This window comes from Paenibacillus sp. J22P277 (genome assembly GCF_059383675.1).
Map to the genome: position 1 here is coordinate 178,026 of NZ_JBXENS010000001.1, position 19,390 is coordinate 197,415.

Here is a 19,390-nt window from a genome sequence, read left to right on the forward strand (position 1 = left end):
GCCCCCTAACCAAGCTCTACAGCGGCAGTAAATTCGTCATAATGAGAAGCGGGAATACGATCAGCCAGCTGTCGCAACGGTCCAATACCCCGCCATGCCCGGGCAAGAGGGAACCCGAATCTTTGATTCCGCGAACCCGCTTGTAAGCGGACTGGATCAAATCCCCGAGCTGGCCAGCAACGGCCGCGATGAGGCCGATCATGACCGCACGGCCGATGCCGATGACATCCGGGTACATGAACGCGAACACGAGCGCGATGAGCAGCGCGATAACCACGCCGCCAAGCGAGCCCTCGATCGTTTTATTCGGACTGATCGCCGGCCAGAGTTTGTTTTTCCCGATCGCTTTTCCCGTAAAATACGCACCGGCATCCGAAGCCCAAATGGCGAAAAACGCCATGATCGTCGTCATCAGACCGTGCGTATCGCCGCCGCGTATCTCGTACATCGCATGAAACCCGTAGCCGATGTAGAGCGCGCCGAGCAGCATCAACGCCGACCCGTCGATCGTCACTTCGTTCTTCGTCAGCACCGTAACGCTAAGCAGGATAAACATTAGAATCCAAATCATATGTAATGCAGCCGGCTGAGGCATTCCCAAATCATGCCATGGCAAGAATAGCAGCAGCGCGCCCGCCATTCCGATCCAGGCAAACGGATGCTTCATCGACACGCCGTTCATTCGGATAAATTCCGTCATCCCCACGACCGTCAAGAAGAGCAGCAGCGCAAAGAAAAACCACCCGCCGAGCACGGTTAAAACCACAAAGGCAGCGCCAGCAATCACGCCCGATATTATGCGTTGTTTCACGCGTACGACACTCTCCAGTTCAGCTCGTTACAATCCGCCATATCGGCGAGCCCTTCGTTGGTACTCTCGTACCGCCTCATAGAAATGCTCATCCGTAAATTCGGGCCAGTACACGTCCGTAAACCACATCTCGCTGTAGGCCAGCTGCCAGAGCATGAAATTGCTGAGACGAAGTTCTCCGCTCGTGCGAATGAGCAGATCCGGATCGGGAACCCCCGCCGAAAGCAAACGGCTTTCCATATGGGACATATCGATGTCCTCGGGAATAAGCTTCCCTTCCTTGACATCCTGTCCGATGCTCCGCACGGCTTCGATCATTTCTTTCCGGCTTCCGTAATTCAAGGCAAACGTAAGAACAAGTCCAGTATTGCCCGAGGTTTGAACGACCGCGTCTTCGACCGCCTTCAAGGTATGGGAGGGCAATTCCTCCTTGTGCCCCATCATGCGAATTTGGACGTTCTTCTCCATCAAATCTTTGATTTCCATCGTAAGGAACTCTTGCGGCAGCTTCATCAAAAACTCGACTTCCGCTTTAGGCCGCTTCCAATTTTCCGTCGAAAACGCATAGAGCGTTAAGTATTTAACACCCAGCCGATCTGCAGCCATCGTGATCCGCTTGACCGCCTTCATCCCGGAATGGTGACCGGCCATGCGCGGCAAGCCTCGGCTCTTCGCCCATCTGCCGTTGCCATCCATGATGATCGCGATATGCTGCGGAATGTTATCAGGTTCAAGCGACAGCAACGGTTTCGCGGGCGCTTTGCCAAACAAGGCTCTTAATCGCTGTAACATGTTCGTCCTCCCGCCGCTAGCGTCGATTTATGCAACAAACCCCACCATTCGGAGGGGCCGGTGAGCACTATTAAACTTCCATGATTTCTTTCTCTTTGGCGGAAAGCACTTTATCGACTTCGGCGACGAATTTATCCGTCGTCTTCTGAATGTCTTCTTGATGGCGGCGGGATTCATCTTCGGATAGGTCCGATTTCTCCAGCTTCTTGATATCGTCGTTAGCGTCGCGGCGGATGTTGCGAATCGCGACCTTCGCTTCTTCGCCGAACTTCTTCGTCATTTTGACGAGGTCGGAACGGCGCTCTTCCGTCAGCATCGGAATGCCGATCCGGATCGTGATGCCGTCGTTCGAAGGCGTTAAGCCGAGATCGGATTTCAATATCGCTTTCTCGATGGCAGACAACGAAGATTTATCCCAAGGCTGAATCAACAGCGTGCGGGAATCCGGCGTGTTGATGTTCGCCAGTTGATTCACGGGCGTCATCGCCCCGTAGTATTCGACTTGAAGCCGGTCCAGCAGCGCCGGCGTGGCGCGGCCCGCGCGAAGCGTGGACAAGTCGCGTTTCAGAGCCGCGATCGCTTTGTCCATCCGTTCTTCGGCGTTTTTCTTAATGGATTGTGGCATTAAGTGGCACTTCCTTTCATCACGATTGTTCCGATTTTCTCGCCGAGCACGACTCGCTTAATATTCCCTGATTCCGTAATGGAGAATACGACCAGCGGAATGTTATTGTCCATGCAAAGCGAGGATGCGGTGGAATCCATTACGCCCAGGTTGCGGTTCAGCACTTCCATGAAGGTCAACGTTTCGAACTTCTCCGCCGTAGCGTCTTTGAACGGATCGGCGGAATATACGCCATCCACTTTGTTTTTCGCCATCAAAATGACTTCGGCTTCTATTTCAGCTGCGCGCAAAGCGGCAGTAGTATCCGTAGAGAAGAATGGGTTCCCCGTACCCGCGGCGAAAATAACGACGCGCCCTTTTTCCAAATGGCGAATCGCGCGGCGGCGAATATAAGGTTCCGCGATTTGCTGCATCGCGATCGAAGTTTGCACGCGTGTCGGCACTTCGATTTGCTCGAGGGCATCCTGCAGCGCCAAAGAGTTCATGACCGTCGCAAGCATTCCCATGTAATCGGCCGTTGCGCGGTCGATGCCTTTAGCCGAACCGGCGATGCCGCGCCAGATGTTACCGCCGCCAACGACGATAGCCACCTCGACGTTCAATTCCACCACTTCTTTGACTTGCTCGGCGATCGAAGAAATAACGGCGGAATCTATTCCATATCCATTGTTACCCGAGAGCGATTCCCCGCTCACCTTCAGCACTATACGTTTGTACACGGGACTTTGCAACGTGGTTTACCTCCATCTTGGACCTTGTTTAAAGGCCGCATACTTTAAAAGATATTGCTTACCCTATAACCGTCTATAGGTAGAAAAAATGGCGGGGCGAACGCCCCGCCCCGCCTGTGCGTTCGGATTACAATTTTGCTTGGGACATAACTTCGGCGACGAAGTTGTCTTCTTTTTTCTCAAGGCCTTCGCCAAGCTCGTAACGAACGAAGCGACGGATCGAGATGTTCTCGCCGATCGTGCTGATTTTTTCTTTCAGCAGCGTGTGAACCGTTTTATCCGGGTCTTTAATGAACGGTTGCTCAAGCAAACAGAATTCTTCGTAATATTTGCTGATGCGGCCTTCAACCATTTTATCGACGATTTTTTCAGGCTTGCCTTCGTTCAACGCTTGCGCTCTCAAAATCTCGCGCTCTTTGTCAAGCTCGTCGTTAGGCACTTCTTCGCGGCTGACGAATTTAGGGTTTGCGGCAGCGATTTGCATCGCGATGTCGCGCGCGAATTCACGGAATTGATCGGTTTTGCCGACGAAGTCCGTCTCGCAGTTGATTTCTACCAATACGCCGATACGGCCGTTAGCGTGGATGTAGGACTCCACCGTGCCTTCCGTAGCTACGCGGCCCGCTTTGTTCGCCGCCGCGGAAAGACCTCTCTCGCGCAGCACGTCGACCGCTTTCGCGATGTCGCCGTTCGTTTCGTCAAGCGCTTTTTTGCAATCCAGCATGCCTGCGCCTGTTCTTTCACGCAATTCTTTCACTGCACTTGCACTAACTGCCATCGTTCGTGACCTCCTGAAATTAGATAAGGTTAGACTTTAAAAAAAGGGCGGTGAGAGGTTATACACCTTCTGACCACCCTTTCCAGTCGTTCGTTAATGCTTATTAAGCAGTTGTTTGCTCGCCTTGACGCGATTCAACGATTGCGTCGGCCATTTTCGCCGTCAGCAATTTTACTGCGCGGATTGCATCATCGTTACCAGGGATAACGTAGTCGATCTCGTCCGGATCGCAGTTCGTATCAACGATACCCACGATTGGAATACCAAGTTTGCGAGCTTCCGCAACCGCGATACGCTCTTTGCGCGGGTCAATGATGAACAGCGCGCTTGGCAGGGATCTCATGCCTTTGATACCGCCGAGGAATTTCTCAAGTCGATCTCTCTCTTTGCGGAGAATGATGACTTCTTTTTTAGGAAGCACGTTGAACGTACCGTCTTCTTCCCATTTATCAATTGTTTTCAGGCGATCGATACGTTTTTGGATCGTAGCGAAGTTCGTCAGCGTACCGCCGAGCCAACGTTGGTTGATGTAGAAGTTGCCGCAACGTTCTGCTTCTTCTTTCACCGAATCCTGCGCTTGTTTTTTCGTGCCTACGAAGAGAATCGTGCCGCCTTCTTCGCCGATCGAACGAACGAAGTTGTAAGCCTCTTCGACTTTCTTAACCGTTTTCTGCAAATCGATAATGTAAATCCCGTTACGTTCTGTGAAGATATAACGATCCATCTTTGGGTTCCAACGACGCGTCTGGTGACCGAAGTGTACCCCAGCTTCAAGAAGCTGCTTCATGGAAATAACCGCCATCTCTTCAACACCTCCTGTTAAATGGTTTTGTGTTTGCCTCCGCCAATCTCATTTTTCGACATCACTCCGACCGGGTCGAAGCACCAATGACGAAATTAATCGGCGTGTGTTTTTAACACCATCAATTACTATACCACAACTATATGCGGCCATGCAACCGCCATTGACGGCTTTTCAAAGCTCGTTTGCTGTCCGTTTACCCGGCGCTCGCGGCCATTTCGCTTTTGGCCTTTTCCGGATCCAGCGGCTGGCTCGTGATGATGCCGCCCACTTGTTTCAGCGTCAGCTTCCCTTGAAAAGCAAAATAGCCTGCACGTATTGTCTTCGCACGCATCAGGTCTATAAACGCCTTCGTATCGGGGATGACGCCGCGTTCGGCAAGCAACGCTGCCGTCTCCGCTACGCTGGCATTCGGCAGTATGCGAACGATGACGCGGGACGGTTTCGAAACGTTCGGATCCTTTTCGCTCGTATCGGGCTTGATGTCCGTCTTGCCTGCCGGCTCGGATGCCGGCTTATCGGCTTGTTGCACAGGCTTGTCCGCCTTGACCGCAGTTGCCGGATTCGCGTTCCGCTCGGCTTCGATCCGGCCGCGCTCATCGGAGACGGCTTCGTCGAGTTCGGCTTGCGTGTAGGTCCCCGCAACCGGATTTCCGTCATTCAGCGCTTCGGCCTGTTTCTCGCCGATCAACATTAATTGAAGCAACCCGGCTCCCAAAATAATGCCGATGCCAAGACCGAAAAGAAATATCCTTTTATTCATGACGAGCCGCCTCCTCCTGTTTGGATAACTGGAGAATCAGCTGAACTTCGCCTTTATTGCGGCCAAGCTTCTTCGCGATCGCATCAATTGACTTGCCGGCTTGATGCATGTCGAACAATTCCGCATAACGGGCGCGGATCGACGGGGGAGATGAATCCGGTTCGTCGAGTTCCGCCAACTCTTCTTCCTGCAAGGCGATTAGCATATGATCCTGTCTCGAAACGGAGGGCTTTGCCTCTTCGATCAATACGGGCTTCTGAAGAGCGCTCGTTAAAGCGGTTTGTTTCGCTTGCTCGGCAAGCGCGAACTCGAGAGCGGCGCAGCGCTTTTCGAGTTGCTCGATCCGTTCGTCGCGTTTGACCGCCTGCGCTTGCGCGTCTTGATTCGATTTGCTGACCAAGCCGGCGATTTCCCGGTTGTCCGCCTCCATGTTCTCCATGAATTGCTCCAAGGCGGTTTCCATGTTGCGGACGGTTTGGTTTTCGCCGCCTTTTCCGTTTGCGGCTGCCGCTCTGCGGGGAAGCACGGCGGAACAGACGACGGCGATGCCGCCGATAATCATGATGGTTTGCCATGGTTCCATTATCTTCACCTGCAATTATGTTTAAAGTGCTTTAAAGCGAATAATCGATATGCTTGCCTTTGAAGGGATGCGGCGTTTGACTTGAACCGTCATGCTCGCCCGAAACGTCCTGCTCCCGCTCGCTTGGCCGTTTTCGTTTGGACGTCGAGCGGGAGTCGCGATTGCGGTTCGCGTTTATGCCAGGATTGCCGCTTTGCTCGACTGCCGCATTTCGAGTGCGCTGCAGCTCGGCCCGTTTGACCGCGTCCTGTGCCAACATCGATTGTTCGATGGCCGGACGATGGTTCAGCTGGCTCTGCTGCGATGCGTTTTCGGGTGCGCGCGGCACGGAAATTTGAAAATCAATCGGCCTGTACGGCATTCATGATCCCTCCCATTCCGACAAATCGTTCTCTCGCTTGACTGCGCCAGTTACAAATAAGGAGCCATTATAATATCGCCTTCGGAATAATGGAAGGATACGCGCTGCGTCGTGTCTTTAATGAAGCGCGTGTAACGCCCGATGACAATCTTGGTTCCGCCATAGATGACATTGACCGCATCGACTTTGGCGCTTTCGGTATCTTCCAACGATTTCTCGATCTCGAGCACCCGGTCCTTGTTCACGGCAATCTCTTCTAGCGAAGCGCGTTTCGTCGAACTCAGCTTGATGCGCATGGCCATCTTATCGTTCGATAATTGCCCGGCTGCGGCAAGCTGATCCAGAAGCGCAAGTGCCTTTTCCGTCTTATCCAAATTGTCGTTCAACTGCTTCAGCATCGCTCTCTTTTCCATTAATTCGCTTCGCAGCTCCGGACGAACGCCGACTTCGATCGCGGTCGCGGTGGACATCGAATTGCCGATTACCCGCGCGACCACGCGGTCGCCCGCCTGAATATTCCCCCCGACTACGAGCCCTTTCGCTCCGGTACATACGACATGCCGGCCCGCGCGCACTTGAGAATGCATGATGCTTTGCGAAACCAGGACATCCTCCGCGGCCGATACGTTGCCTTCTTGGATAAAGGAACATTTCACGTTTTTGCCTGCTTTTATGTATCCTTTTCCGCTCCCGAGCACGCCGCCGGAAATTTCAACGGAGCCGTCCGTTTCCAGAATGGCGCCTTCTACGCCGCCGACGACCCTGATATCGCCGGATGCTTTGACCTTGAACCCGGTCAAAACGTTGCCCCGGATGACGACCGTTCCGACGAAATCGATATTCCCGGTCTTGTAATCGACGTCTCCGTTTACTTCATAGACCGGGAAAACGTTGATCTTGGACTTATCCGTGATCGAGATCAATCCGTCGATGGCGGCATAAATCGCGGTTTGCTCGGGATTGAGCACCACGTTCTTGCCCAGCTTGAAGTAAGCTTCTTTCCCGTTGCGGCACGGGATGGGATCGCCCGTTACGGCCATGCCGTCCTGGCCCGGGGTTCCTTTGACCTTCTCCGCGATAAGCTGACCCCGTTTCACGTTCTTGAGCTGCGTCACTTCTTTGAAATCGATTTTGCCGCCTTCGAGCTCGACGGGCCGATAGTCGTCTTCGTTCATGTCATACGCGAAACGAATGAAGCCGTCTTCTCCCTGAACCGACGCTTCGCCTAACGCCACGACCGTTTGACCGTGAAAAAACCGGCTCGGAAGCTTGACGATCTGTTCTAAAATCTCCCGCTGCAGCCCGTATTTCACGCCGTGGCTTCTCAAAAATTCCTCGAGCTGCGCGAGCGTGCAGGAGAAACTATCGTCCGCGATGTTGAATTGCACGGATGCGGTCAATTTGTCCGGTGACTGTTGGACAACAAGGTAATGCTGTAACTGTTCGTTCGTTGTCAAATCCGCCCCCCCTTATTGCATTACTGCTGCATCAACTGATCCTTTTGCTTCTCCAGGGCACCCCGGAGCCGCAAAATCGCCTTGGAATGAAGCTGCGAGATCCGAGAAGGCGAAAGCGACATGACTTCGGCAATTTCGCTGAGCGAAAGCTCCTCGTAATAAAAGAGCGATATCACGGTTCGTTCTTTCTCGGTCAAACGGTCGATTCCGCGAACGAGAGACTCCTTCAAGTAAAACTCGTGCACTTTGTAATCCGGATTTTTGGCCTTCTCGTCCACGAGGAGCGACAGTCTGGTCTCCGATTCTTCATCGCGTATCGGATCTTCCAGCGAGCATACCGTCGTAACGGCGATTTCCTGGAGCATGACGCCGAATTCCTTTTCCGTAACGTCCAGATGCCGGCTGATTTCGGAATCGGAGACGGAACGCATGTACTGCTGTTCTAATATTTGATAAGCTTCTTCAATTCGTTTCGCCTTCTCGCGAACGGAGCGCGGCACCCAATCCCCTTGGCGGAGGCCGTCGATGATCGCGCCCCGGATACGCCAGGAAGCATACGTTTCAAATTGAAGACCTCTTCTGTAATCGAATTTTTCGATGGCATCGATCAGTCCCATGACGCCGTTGCTCGCCAAATCGTCCTTGGAGACGTTTTTCGGCAAGCCGATGGCCATCCGGTTGCTAACGTAATCGACCAAAGTCAAGTAATACTCGATCAGCCGTTTCTTGGCTTCGATGTCCCCGTCTTCTTTCCACTTCCGCCAAATCTCGATGTTCGACAAATGAGGCGCTTTCGGCTCAATCATCGTCTCACCCTCCTGTTAGGTGACGTATCGCTTTTGCCAATTCTTCAGGCTCTTTGTTCTGCGTAGATACTAGTTTGGGAGGCGTCAGCGGTTTAAAAGTCGATTGTTGGCCTGGCTCAAGCATTACGTTTCCGTCCATTTGATTTTTAAGCAATTCATGCAGTTCGTCGCCTTCTTCGGGCGTGGAGTAATCGATTGCGTGACCAACGGTTTGCTCCTCGCCGGCCGCGGTCTGGTGCATGGCTGCCGACGGGCTTGGCTTCAAGATCATGGCAAGCAAAGCCCGAAAAAGGAACGTCATTGCGAAAAAAGCGATAAATGCGTATAAACACCGGAGGCTGGTGATCGCCAACCCATTGCTGCCGAGCGAGAAAAGCAACGTCAGCAAGCTTCCGCCTATTCCAAGCGATACATTCCAGCGCCATGAACCGATCATGTTAAATCTCCTTTACTCCTTGCTGAACACTGCGAATGGTCAATATGCCGTTCATGCTGTTAAACTCGACCGTCCGGCCGTAATTCAAGCCCGTATCTTCCGCCAGCAGCGGAATATTGAACCGCTGGAGCATCAGTTTGCAGGCTTCCACGTTTCGCGGACCGATGCGCATGGTTTCGCTGCTCGTATTGAAAGCGAACATTTGAGCGCCGCCGGCCATTTTCGCCACGAACCGTCTAGGCTCGGCTCCTTCCGTTCTCATCAATTCGATCAGATGGGGAACGGACGTATCCGCGTATTTAGCGATGTTGATCGATGCTTCCCTGGCGATCTCGGAAGACGGCAGCATCACGTGTATCATTCCGGCTACCTTGGTGCTGTCGTCAAACAAGGTTAATCCGACGCAGGAACCGAGTCCGGTCGTCTTCAGAATGGCTCCGCCTGCCGCAATCTTAAGGTCCGCCATACCCACCTTCACAACATTCTCTTGGATCATTCGTTAGGCACTCCCAAAGCGCTGAAAATTTTATCGAACGATTCCGGGTCCGGAATAAGGAAGAAATGGCCTGCCAGCTCTTCCTGACCTTCCAGGAACGTCGTGTCGATCAACAACGCGGAATCCCCCATCTCTCCGTAATGCACAAGGCCGTAACTCAGAATCGCCCCGGCCATGTCCACCGCAATCGCCGGCACCGTGGGCGATAAATACAAATGCGTAAAATCCGCCAACGACGATAAATACGATCCCGCCAAAATATTTCCGATTTCTCCCAATGCCGAATATTCCATCTCGGAATATCCTTCATCCTGCACATCCATGGACAGCAAGTTGCGCAGCAATCGCTTCGCCGAATCTTCGTCGATGATGAAAAACATATTGCCCGGCGCATCGCCTTCGACGCGCAGGAAAACGGCGATGACGACCTGTTCGAAGCCGCCGACCTTATCGGCGACCTTCTCGAACGGAATAAGACTGACGGTCGGCACGTTCATATCGACAGGCTTGTCCAGCAGCCGGGACAGCGCGGTGGCGGCATTGCCCGCTCCGATATTGCCGACTTCCTTCAGAACATCAAGCTTGAATGCCGCCAACTCGTTCAACGGATTCACGCCTTATGCCTCTTGCTGTTCAAGCTGGATGATTTCGCTCTTGTTCAGCACTTCGGACAAGTTGAGCATAATCAGGAGCCGGCTGTCTCCGACCTTGGCCACGCCGCGCAAATATTTCGCTTTGACGCCGCCGACGACTTCCGGAGGCGTATCAATGGTATCGGAATCGATATCGATGACGTCGTTCGCGGAATCCACGATAAAGCCGACTTCCAAATCGTTCACCGCGACGATGATGATCCGCGAGCTCTCGGTCGCCTCGGATTCCGGCAGCCCGAATCGGCCACGCAAATCGATGACGGGAATGACGACGCCGCGCAGGTTAATAACGCCTTTGACGAAGGCGAACGTTTTCGGCACGCGCGTAATCGGCATCATTCGCTCGATCGTGCGCACTTTTTCCACTTCGATCCCGTATTCCTCATTCGCCAATCCAAACACGATCACTTTCATTTCCTCACCCATACGTAATCCCTCCTTTATTTAATAAGCGCGTTCGGATCCACGATCAGCGCAACTTGGCCGTCGCCTAGAATCGTTGCACCGGAGATTGCTTCGATATTCGTCAAATATTTGCCGAGCGTCTTCAGGACGATCTCGCTTTGGCCGAGGAATTCGTCCACCGTCACCGCGCCGAGCTTGTTTCCTTTGCGGATCACGACGATCTCGGTCTCCTGCTCGTCTTCTTCAGGGAACGACCGGCAGTCCAGCACCTGGGCGAGCGAGATGAGCGGGATGACGGAACCGCGGTAATCGATCATGCGGTTGCCGTGGATCTTGCGAATCTGCTCCCGAGGCACGATAGCCGTCTCGACGATCGACGAAAGCGGGATGGCGTACTTCTCGGCTCCCAGCTTCACGAGCATCGCGGAAATAATCGACAGCGTAAGCGGAAGCTGAATGGAGAATTTCGTGCCCTTGCCCGGCGTGGATTCCACGCTGACGTGACCGCCGAGCGATTCGATCTTCGAGCGAACGACGTCGAGTCCTACGCCGCGGCCGGAAATATCCGAGATCTTGTCCGCGGTGCTGAAGCCGGCGGCGAAGATCAGCATGTTGATCTCGTTGTTTGTCAATCGGTTCGCTGATTCGGCATCGAGCACGCCGTTTTTGATCGCGGTCTGTTTGACTCGCTCCGCATTAATGCCTCGCCCGTCTTCCTCGACTTCGATGAATACGTGGTTGCCGCTGTGGAACGCGCGCAGATGCACGGTTCCCGTCTCGGATTTGCCGGCGGCGACGCGGTCGGCGATCGACTCGATCCCGTGATCCAACGAGTTGCGAAGCAAATGGACGAGGGGATCGCCGATCTCGTCGATGACCGTCCGGTCCAGCTCCGTATCCGCGCCGGCTATGACCAACTCGACCTTCTTGTCGAGCGATTTGGCCAAATCGCGGACCATCCGAGGAAACCGGTTGAACACGGATTCTACCGGCACCATCCGAAGCTTCAGCACGATGTTCTGCAGATCGCTGCTGACGCGGGACATATGCTCGACGGTTTCGGTCAAGTCGTTGCGGCGAATCTCGCTCGCCAACTGCTCCAAGCGCACCCTGTCGATCAACAGCTCGCTGAACAAGTTCATCAGCGAATCCAGGCGTTCGATATCGACGCGGATCGTGCGCGACGCGTTGCCTCCCGCAGACGATGCCGCCGCCGTTGCGGCAGGTGCCGCGGGAGGTGCCGCCGCCGCTGCTGCGGTTTGAGCTTTGGCAGCCGCGACCGTTTCCTGCGCGATGGAGGCCGATGCCGTCGGCGCCCCCAGCGCGGATGCCGCGCCGAGCTGAAGCAGCGATTCTTTGTCCAGCTGCGTAATAGCGGCGCTCTCGATCTCCGATACCGATTCGATGCCTTTGCGCAGCTCGTCGCCCGAGATGCTGGCGATCGTGTAGACCGTGAAGGAACGGTCGAATTTCTCTTGCTCGATGTCCTGGGCGCTCGGAGACGACTTCACGATTTCACCGCTGCGCTCCAAGAAGTCGAATACCATGTAAGCGCGGGCTGCTTTGAGCACGCAGTCTTCGCGGACCGTTACCACGATATGGAAGACCGACATGCCCGCCTCGATGGACTGCAGCAGGATCGAGCTTTGGAACTGATCCAGCTTGTTGCCGTCTTCCGGGCTGGCAGCCCCGGCAGCCGAAGATTCCGAGGCGGCTTCTTTCTTGTAGTCGCCTTTCACGATGGCCTTCAGCGAGGTTACGATCGCGGTCACATCCGCTTTGCCCGTTCCTCCGCCGGTAATGTCCTGCACCATCGATTCCAACGCGTCCAACCCTTTAAACAACGTATCGAAAATAAAATTGTCCATGCCGAGTTTATGATTGCGCACGAGATCCAGCACGTTTTCCATTTCATGCGTCAGCGAAGCCAAGTCTTCGAACCCCATCGTCGCCGACATGCCTTTGAGCGTGTGCGCGGAACGGAAAATGATTTGAACGATGCTGATATCGTCGGGCGCACTTTCGAGCTTCAGCAAATTTTCGTTCAGCGACTGCAGGTGATCGTTTGATTCGTCTATAAACATCGATAGATAGGCGTTCATATCCATTTCCATGCACCTCCTGTATGAGTGGTTGCCATACGATACATTCGCTTTACTTGCTCACGGCTTGCACGAGCGCAGGCGCAATCTCTTTCAGCGGCAGCACGGCCTTCGCGGCGCCCGCTTCGACGGCGGAGCGCGGCATGCCGTAAACGACGCAAGTTTCCTCGGATTCCGCGATCGCGCTTTCTCCGCCGCAATCGTTCAAGCGCAGCATGCCTTTCGCGCCGTCGTTGCCCATGCCGGTCATCAGCACGGCGTGGCGTCTCAGCTCCGGGAAGGCCGCGCAGGATTCGAACATGGTGTCCACGGAGGGGCGGTGTCCGCTCCGCGGCGCGTCTTCCGTCAGCTTGATGCTGTAACTGCCGCCAGCCTTGGCCAACTCCATGTGATAGCCTCCGGGAGCTACGTAGACCACGCCGGCGAAGACGCGCTCGCCCTGTTCCGCTTCCCGCACGTGCAGCGCGCTGAACGAATCCAGCCGCTGAGCCAGCGAGCGCGTAAACTTCGGCGGCATATGCTGCACGACGAGCACGGGAGCCGGAAAATCCTTGGGAAGCGACGAGATGACTTCGTGCAGCGCCCGCGGACCGCCTGTCGACGTGCCGATGGCGACGAGATGCTGGAACGTCTTCGAAGGCTTCGGCTTGTCCATCGGTTGATGCGGCGGCTCCGACTCGTTCGAGACGGCGGTTTGCAATCGCGCAAGCTCCTTGCCGACGGCTGGTTTCTCTTCGGCGGCAGGATGCATGACGTTCGTGTCCGACGGTTCCGTCAACGGTTCGAAAATGACCGGTTTTTCCTTGTGCTCGGCTTTACCGGCTGATCGTTTATCGGGCTTCTGCTTCGGAAGCTCGGGATTCGCGAACGGCTTCGCGAGAACTCCCGCGATTCGCGGCGGCGCGATGCCCGAGACGTAAAACTTCGAATGCCGTTTCGTCATCGCCGCGACGCGCAGCTTCTCCAACAGCTGCTCGCCAACGCTGCGGATATCGGGCGATTGCGGCCCGGACGGCTTTCGAATGAAGTCGAAGGCGCCGTTCTGCAGCGCCTTGATCGTTTCTCTCGTCCCGTCATCGCTGATGCTGGACATCATGATGATCGGCACGGGATAGATGCGCATGATGCGTTCGACCGCTTCAAGGCCGTTCATTTCCGGCATTTCCAAATCCATCGTGACGACATCCGGCTTATGCTCGCGGACGGCTTCAATCGCCTCGCGTCCGTCTTTTGCCGTGCCGATTATCGCAAACTGCGAATCTCCCGCGATCAGATCACAGATTATTTTTCTCATAAAGGCGGAATCGTCTACGACGAGTACGCGAGAAGTCGCGCTCATTGGCCAGCCTCCCCGTTATCAAAGGTTGATTATGATCGTTTGAACATGCGTTGTAGGAACCCTTTGACGCCATGGTTTACGGAAACGGGAGAGCCGGGAATTTCCACGAACCGGTGGGCGATTTCGTTAATGGACCGCGTTGCGTCCGTCCCCGGGTATGCAATGGCGAACGGAACCTGCTTTTTAACGGCTTTAATGACATTGGGATCGTCCGGCATGATGCCGAGCACCGGAATGTCGAGTTCCAGAAACCGTCTGGCGACGAGTCCGATTTTGTCGGCGGTCGCCCGGCCTTCCCTTGCATCCACGGCCCGGTTGACGATGAGCTTGAAGTTCACGTCATGCTCCATTGCCGTGACCATTTTGATGAGCGCGTACGCATCCGTGATGGACGTCGGCTCCGGCGTCGTCACGACGATGGTTTCCTGCGCGGCCGCAATGAACTTCACGGTTTCTTTGGACAATCCCGCGCCCGTATCGAACAGGATGACGTCGTACTGCCCATGGAGCCTGCCGATCTGCTCCGCGAAATAATCGAGCTGGGATGACGACAAATCGAGCAAATCCTTAAAGCCGGAACCGCCGGCTATGAAATGAACGCCCTGCGGTCCTTCCTGGATAATCTCCCAGATCGTCTTCTCTTGCTTCAAGAGATGATAGAGATTGTACGAGGACGAAATGCCCATCAGCACGTCGATGTTCGCCATGCCGATGTCGGCATCGAAAATCAACACTTTTTTGCCGATCCGCGACAGGGCAAGCGCGAAGTTCAAGCTGAAATTCGATTTGCCGACGCCGCCCTTCCCGCTCGTAACCGTAAGGATGCGCGTCGTGCGGCCTTCGCTCCTTAATTCCTGATTGCGGACCATATGCCGAAGCGCTTCCGCCTGGTCATTCATGCGAAGCCCCCAATAATTGCGCGACGTACGTTGAAGCCCGGAAAGCGGCGATATCGTCGGGAACCGTCTGGCCGTTGGCGATAAAAGTCGGCTTCAGTCCATGCTCCATCGCAAGGTTCAAAATCGATCCGACAGCGTTCGTCTCGTCCTGCTTCGTGAAGAGGACGCGCTTGACGCCGTACTTCGCGAAATTGCCGGCCACCGTGGACATATCGCTGAACTTGCCCGTCAAGCTGAGTACCAGGTACGTCTCCGAATGGCTTCCGGGCTGCAGCAGGCTGTTGACTTCCGACACGTAGAGCTCGTTGCGGAAATTGCGCCCCGCCGTGTCCATGAAGATCAATTCGCGCTCCTCCAGCGCCCGGAACGCTCGCGTCACTTCGGATGGCGAGAACACGACCTCCAGGGGAACGTTCAGAATCGTCGCGTAGGTTCGAAGCTGATCCACCGCGGCGATGCGGTACGTGTCCGACGTAATGAATCCGACCCGGCGGCCGGCTTTCAACGTTTGTTCGGCGGCCAGCTTCGCGATCGACGTCGTCTTGCCGACACCGGTCGGACCTACGAAGTGGATGACCTTCGTCTCCTTGCCGATCTCTCCGTCTTCAAATTCGCTCAACCACTCAAGCAGCGTACGCTCCGCGATGTTCCAAACTTCGGCGCGAGCCGGAGCCGCGTGTTCTTGGTCATCCGTCGCAAGCTCGAGCTGCTCTTCCACGGATTCGAGGAGCCGGTCGATCCACTGCGGGCCGACTTCCTGCTCCTGCAAGCGATCGTAGAGCGCCTGTATGGATTCGGGCCGCGCTTTGAGCTGCTGCTGTTTCGACATGCGCATGATCCACTGCTTCATGTCGCGAATTTCTTCCATCAGCGTGTCGTCGGATACGCGCGCTTTACGCGGCTCCGTCGTTGCGGATCCGACCGGGGTTGCCGTTCGGGAGGATGGTTCCTGAGCAAGAAGCATGTTTGAAGCGGGCTGCGCGGCCGTCGTGCGTGCCGTGTAGATTGCGCCCGGCGCAATCGCCGTAATCGACTCCGACGCGGCCGTTTCCGGCATGAGCACGGCCGTGCCCGTCTGCCTAGATGTCGCCGCAGGCTGCTTCTCGCGGCTGGCGACCGCCGCCGATAACGTCGCCGCCATCGTAGCGGCAGCTTCCGGCGAGAGCGACGGCTTCGCCGATGACGCCGGCGGCCTGGCAACCGGTTTGGCGTTCTCGGCGCCGTTCGTTTCGACTGCCGCGATCACTTCCGTCTTTTTCTTGCCGAACATGCCGAGAAATCCGCCGACGCGAATTTCTTTCGTATTCAAGATTACGGCGTCCAATCCCAGCTCGCTGCGAATCATGGGCAGTGCTTCAGGTAATGCATTGACGACGTAGCGCTTTACCTTCATAGATTCACCACCCCAATGCTTTGAACTTCAATGCTTGGTTCCAATTCGCTGTACGATAGGACGGGAATATCCTGCATCGTTCGCTCCACGATTTGGCGGAGGTACATGCGGATCGTCGGAGAAGCCAGCACGATCGGCTGATTGCCGGATTGAATCTGCTTGTTCACCTGCTCGTTCAGCTTCTGATAAATGGTTTGCGTCGCGACCGGATCAAGCGCCAAATAACTGCCCTGATCCGAGCTTTGCACGGATTCCGCGATTTTCTTCTCCAGGGAAGGGCCGACGGTGATGACGCGAAGCGTGTCGCCCTGATTGGAGAATTGCTGCGTGATTTGCCTTGATAGCGCCTGCCTTACGTATTCCGTTAAAATATCGGGATCTTTGGTATAAGTGCCGTGATCGGCAAGCGCTTCGAATATCGTCACCATATCGCGGATCGATATTTTCTCGCGCAGGAGCTTAGACAATACCTTCTGCACGTCGCCGACGTTCAGAATAGAAGGAATGAGCTCGTCCACCAGCGCGGGATACGACTCTCTGACATTGTCGATAAGCGCCTTTGTCTCCTGGCGGCCGATCAGCTCGTGCGCATGGCGCTTGATCAGCTCCGTCAAGTGCGTGGCGACGACCGACGGCGGATCGACGACCGTGTACCCCGTCAATTCCGCGCGCTCTTTCATCGCTTCGTCGATCCATATGGCTGGCAGGCCGAAAGCCGGCTCTACCGTTTCGATACCGATAATGCCGTCGTCGTCGAAACCCGGACTCATCGCCAAGTAGTGATTGAGCAGCAGCTCGCCGCGCGCGACGGTGTTTCCTTTGATCTTGATCACGTATTCGTTCGGTTTCAGCTGTATGTTGTCCCGGATGCGGATGACCGGCACGACGAGCCCAAGCTCGAGCGCGCATTGCCTGCGAATCATGATGATCCGGTCGAGCAGATCGCCGCCTTGCTGCGTATCGGCGAGGGGGATTAGACCATAGCCGAATTCGAATTCGATCGGGTCCACCTGCAGCAGGCTGATGACGCTCTCCGGACTGCGGACTTCCTCGATTTCCTGTTCCTCGACCAATTGATCTTCCGCCTGCTGCTGCTTCGTCAGGTTCTGTTGCATCCGATAACCCGCGAAAGCAATTACGGCCGCGAACGGAAGCGTGGCAATCGGACCGATCGGCGTGCCCAGGCCGAGCAGCGTCACCGTCCCGGCTACGATATAAAGCAGCTTGGGATACCGGAACAGTTGGGCCGTCACATCATGCGCCAGGTTGCCGTCGGAAGCGGCTCGGGTCACGATCAAACCGGTTGCGGTCGATATGAGCAAGGCCGGAATTTGGCTGACCAAGCCATCCCCGATGGTCAGGACGGAGAAGGTATTCAACGAGTCGGAGAATGACATCCCATGCACGGACATCCCGATAATGAAACCGCCGATCAAGTTAATGATCAGGATGATGATCGAGGCGATGGCATCGCCTTTGACGAATTTGCTGGCGCCGTCCATCGAGCCGTAGAAGTCCGCTTCCCGTTCGATCTTCTGCCGGCGTTCCCTCGCCTGCTGCTCGTTGATCATGCCTGCGTTCAAATCGGCGTCGATGCTCATCTGCTTGCCGGGCATCGCGTCGAGGGTAAAGCGCGCGGCAACCTCGGCGACGCGCTCGGAGCCTTTCGTAATGACGATGAATTGCACGACGACGAGGATGAGGAACACGACGAAGCCGATTGCGATCTGTCCGCCGGCGACCCAGTTCCCGAAGGTGCTCACGACTTTGCCGGCGTGCGCATGCTGCAGGATATTCCGGGTCGTAGAGATGTTCAGCGCAAGCCGGAACAGCGTCGTAATGAGCAGGAGCGACGGAAAAATCGAAAATTGGAGCGCGTCCTGCGTATTCATGGAGATCAGCAAAATCATTAACGCCGCGGAGATGTTCACGATCAGCAAGACGTCGAGCAGCGGAGTCGGAATCGGAATCACCATCATCAGCACGATGCCGATAATTCCGATGAGTATGGTTAAATCTCTGGCCTTCAAGTCGTTCCCTCCTCCATCGATCATGCTTTCGTTAGTTCACTCGGTTTTTGAGCTTATATACGTATGCCAATACTTCGGCCACAGCTTGGAACAGGTCGGCCGGAACCGTATCGCCGATTTCCGTCCGATCGTACAACGCTCTGGCAAGCGGCCTGTTTTCCATCATTATGACTCCGTGTTCCTTCGCGATGTCTTTCATTCGAAGTGCCACGAAGTCCATTCCCTTCGCGATGATCGTCGGAGCTTCCATTTTCGTTCCGTCGTACTGGAGCGCGATCGCGAAGTGAGTCGGGTTCGTGATGACCACGTCCGCTTTCGGCACCTGCTGCATCATCCGCTGAAGCGCCATCCGGCGCTGCCGTTCGCGAATCTTGCCTTTGATGAGCGGGTCGCCTTCGGATTTTTTATATTCGTCCTTGATGTCTTGTTTGGACATTTTCAAGCTTTTCTCGTGTTCGTAGCGCTTGTAGAAATAATCGAAAACCGCGAGCACGACGAGAATCGCGCCGATTTCCAGGCCGAGCCTGATGGTAATGCTGGCGATAAAGCTGAATATATTCCCGATCGAAACGGTGGCGAGCCCCATGATGCGGTTCCGTTCGCTCCAAAGCGTGAAGTACACGATTAAACCGATCAATATCAGCTTCAAGATGTTTTTGATGAACTCTACGACCGAGTGCATGGAAAAAATATTTTTGAAGCCCTTGATCGGATTGATTTTGTCGAGCTTCATTTTGAGCGGCTCGCCCGTAAAGAGAATGTTGACCTGCGCATAGTTGCCGAGCAAGGCGATCAGGATCGCGATGATGAATATGGGCGCCAGAAGCATGAGGCCTTGCATCATCAGATCGGAGAACAGCGTCACGACGTTGCCCGTCGTCACCTCCATCAGCAGCTTCTGTTCCAGCAGCAAACCAAAAATATGCAGCAGACGCACTTTGTAGTAACTGCCCAGCATTATGAAGCTGAGGAAAACGAACAAGAGAATGAACGCGGCCGGCAATTCCTGACTCTTCGCGATTTGCCCTTTCTTGCGCGCCTCTTGCCGTTTCTTCGGGGTTGCACGCTCCGTCTTTTCCTGCGAGAACATCTGTAGATCGAGCGTCCAACGGTAATTCTTCATCACGA

Annotated in this window: 21 protein-coding genes; all 21 read right to left on the reverse strand. The window is 55.0% G+C overall.

Annotated features, from left to right (window positions below):
* Positions 1-16: 16 nt before the first annotated feature.
* Positions 17-811: a phosphatidate cytidylyltransferase gene (locus tag AC50YL_RS00795; protein WP_494828535.1), complete on the reverse strand. Its 795-nt coding sequence runs from the start codon at positions 809-811 to the stop codon at positions 17-19.
* Between the two features lie 27 nt (positions 812-838).
* A complete protein-coding gene (uppS, locus tag AC50YL_RS00800) occupies positions 839-1,603 on the reverse strand; it encodes an undecaprenyl pyrophosphate synthase (RefSeq protein ID WP_494828536.1) in 765 nt (254 codons plus the stop codon).
* A gap of 70 nt (positions 1,604-1,673) precedes the next feature.
* The gene (gene frr / locus AC50YL_RS00805; RefSeq protein WP_494828537.1) at positions 1,674-2,228 is read right to left on the reverse strand and encodes a ribosome recycling factor; all 555 of its coding nucleotides are present in this window, start codon (positions 2,226-2,228) and stop codon (positions 1,674-1,676) included.
* The gene (pyrH, locus tag AC50YL_RS00810; RefSeq protein ID WP_161740290.1) at positions 2,228-2,959 is read right to left on the reverse strand and encodes a UMP kinase; all 732 of its coding nucleotides are present in this window, start codon (positions 2,957-2,959) and stop codon (positions 2,228-2,230) included. The genes frr and pyrH overlap by 1 nt, the downstream gene beginning before the upstream one ends.
* 127 nt (positions 2,960-3,086) lie before the next feature.
* Positions 3,087-3,737: a translation elongation factor Ts gene (gene tsf / locus AC50YL_RS00815; protein ID WP_494828539.1), complete on the reverse strand. Its 651-nt coding sequence runs from the start codon at positions 3,735-3,737 to the stop codon at positions 3,087-3,089.
* A gap of 103 nt (positions 3,738-3,840) precedes the next feature.
* Entirely contained in the window at positions 3,841-4,539 is a 699-nt protein-coding gene (gene rpsB / locus AC50YL_RS00820) for a 30S ribosomal protein S2 (protein ID WP_494828541.1), read from the reverse strand.
* Positions 4,540-4,735: 196 nt separating this feature from the next.
* Positions 4,736-5,302: a hypothetical protein gene (locus AC50YL_RS00825; RefSeq protein ID WP_494828543.1), complete on the reverse strand. Its 567-nt coding sequence runs from the start codon at positions 5,300-5,302 to the stop codon at positions 4,736-4,738.
* Positions 5,295-5,885: a hypothetical protein gene (locus AC50YL_RS00830; protein ID WP_494828544.1), complete on the reverse strand. Its 591-nt coding sequence runs from the start codon at positions 5,883-5,885 to the stop codon at positions 5,295-5,297. The genes AC50YL_RS00825 and AC50YL_RS00830 overlap by 8 nt, the downstream gene beginning before the upstream one ends.
* Positions 5,886-5,916: 31 nt before the next feature.
* Positions 5,917-6,246: a hypothetical protein gene (locus AC50YL_RS00835; RefSeq protein ID WP_494828546.1), complete on the reverse strand. Its 330-nt coding sequence runs from the start codon at positions 6,244-6,246 to the stop codon at positions 5,917-5,919.
* Between the two features lie 50 nt (positions 6,247-6,296).
* Positions 6,297-7,703 carry a flagellar assembly protein A gene (locus tag AC50YL_RS00840; protein WP_494828548.1) on the reverse strand — a complete coding sequence of 469 codons (1,407 nt, stop codon included), beginning with the start codon at positions 7,701-7,703 and terminating at the stop codon, positions 6,297-6,299.
* Positions 7,704-7,723: 20 nt separating this feature from the next.
* Positions 7,724-8,509, reverse strand: a complete 786-nt coding sequence (locus tag AC50YL_RS00845; RefSeq protein ID WP_494828550.1) for a FliA/WhiG family RNA polymerase sigma factor — start codon at positions 8,507-8,509, stop codon at positions 7,724-7,726.
* A gap of 4 nt (positions 8,510-8,513) precedes the next feature.
* Positions 8,514-8,945: a hypothetical protein gene (locus AC50YL_RS00850; RefSeq protein WP_494828552.1), complete on the reverse strand. Its 432-nt coding sequence runs from the start codon at positions 8,943-8,945 to the stop codon at positions 8,514-8,516.
* Between the two features lies 1 nt (position 8,946).
* Entirely contained in the window at positions 8,947-9,441 is a 495-nt protein-coding gene (locus AC50YL_RS00855; protein ID WP_494828554.1) for a chemotaxis protein CheD, read from the reverse strand.
* Entirely contained in the window at positions 9,438-10,055 is a 618-nt protein-coding gene (locus tag AC50YL_RS00860; RefSeq protein ID WP_494828556.1) for a chemotaxis protein CheC, read from the reverse strand. The genes AC50YL_RS00855 and AC50YL_RS00860 overlap by 4 nt, the downstream gene beginning before the upstream one ends.
* Before the next feature lie 3 nt (positions 10,056-10,058).
* Complete coding sequence (locus tag AC50YL_RS00865; protein WP_494828558.1) at positions 10,059-10,520, reverse strand: chemotaxis protein CheW; 462 nt, start codon at positions 10,518-10,520, stop codon at positions 10,059-10,061.
* A 14-nt stretch (positions 10,521-10,534) separates the two neighbouring features.
* Positions 10,535-12,607 (reverse strand): chemotaxis protein CheW, encoded by a 2,073-nt coding sequence (locus AC50YL_RS00870; RefSeq protein ID WP_494828559.1) that lies wholly within the window; start codon positions 12,605-12,607, stop codon positions 10,535-10,537.
* A 46-nt stretch (positions 12,608-12,653) separates the two neighbouring features.
* Positions 12,654-13,940, reverse strand: a complete 1,287-nt coding sequence (locus AC50YL_RS00875) for a protein-glutamate methylesterase/protein-glutamine glutaminase (RefSeq protein ID WP_494828561.1) — start codon at positions 13,938-13,940, stop codon at positions 12,654-12,656.
* Positions 13,941-13,969: 29 nt separating this feature from the next.
* A complete protein-coding gene (locus AC50YL_RS00880; RefSeq protein WP_494828562.1) occupies positions 13,970-14,839 on the reverse strand; it encodes a MinD/ParA family protein in 870 nt (289 codons plus the stop codon).
* Complete coding sequence (flhF, locus tag AC50YL_RS00885) at positions 14,832-16,232, reverse strand: flagellar biosynthesis GTPase FlhF (protein ID WP_494828563.1); 1,401 nt, start codon at positions 16,230-16,232, stop codon at positions 14,832-14,834. Before flhF ends, AC50YL_RS00880 begins: the two co-directional genes overlap by 8 nt.
* Entirely contained in the window at positions 16,229-18,262 is a 2,034-nt protein-coding gene (gene flhA, locus AC50YL_RS00890; protein ID WP_494828564.1) for a flagellar biosynthesis protein FlhA, read from the reverse strand. Before flhA ends, flhF begins: the two co-directional genes overlap by 4 nt.
* A gap of 31 nt (positions 18,263-18,293) precedes the next feature.
* On the reverse strand, positions 18,294-19,385 hold the full coding sequence (flhB, locus tag AC50YL_RS00895; RefSeq protein ID WP_494828565.1) for a flagellar biosynthesis protein FlhB: 1,092 nt from the start codon (positions 19,383-19,385) through the stop codon (positions 18,294-18,296).
* Positions 19,386-19,390 lie beyond the last annotated feature (5 nt).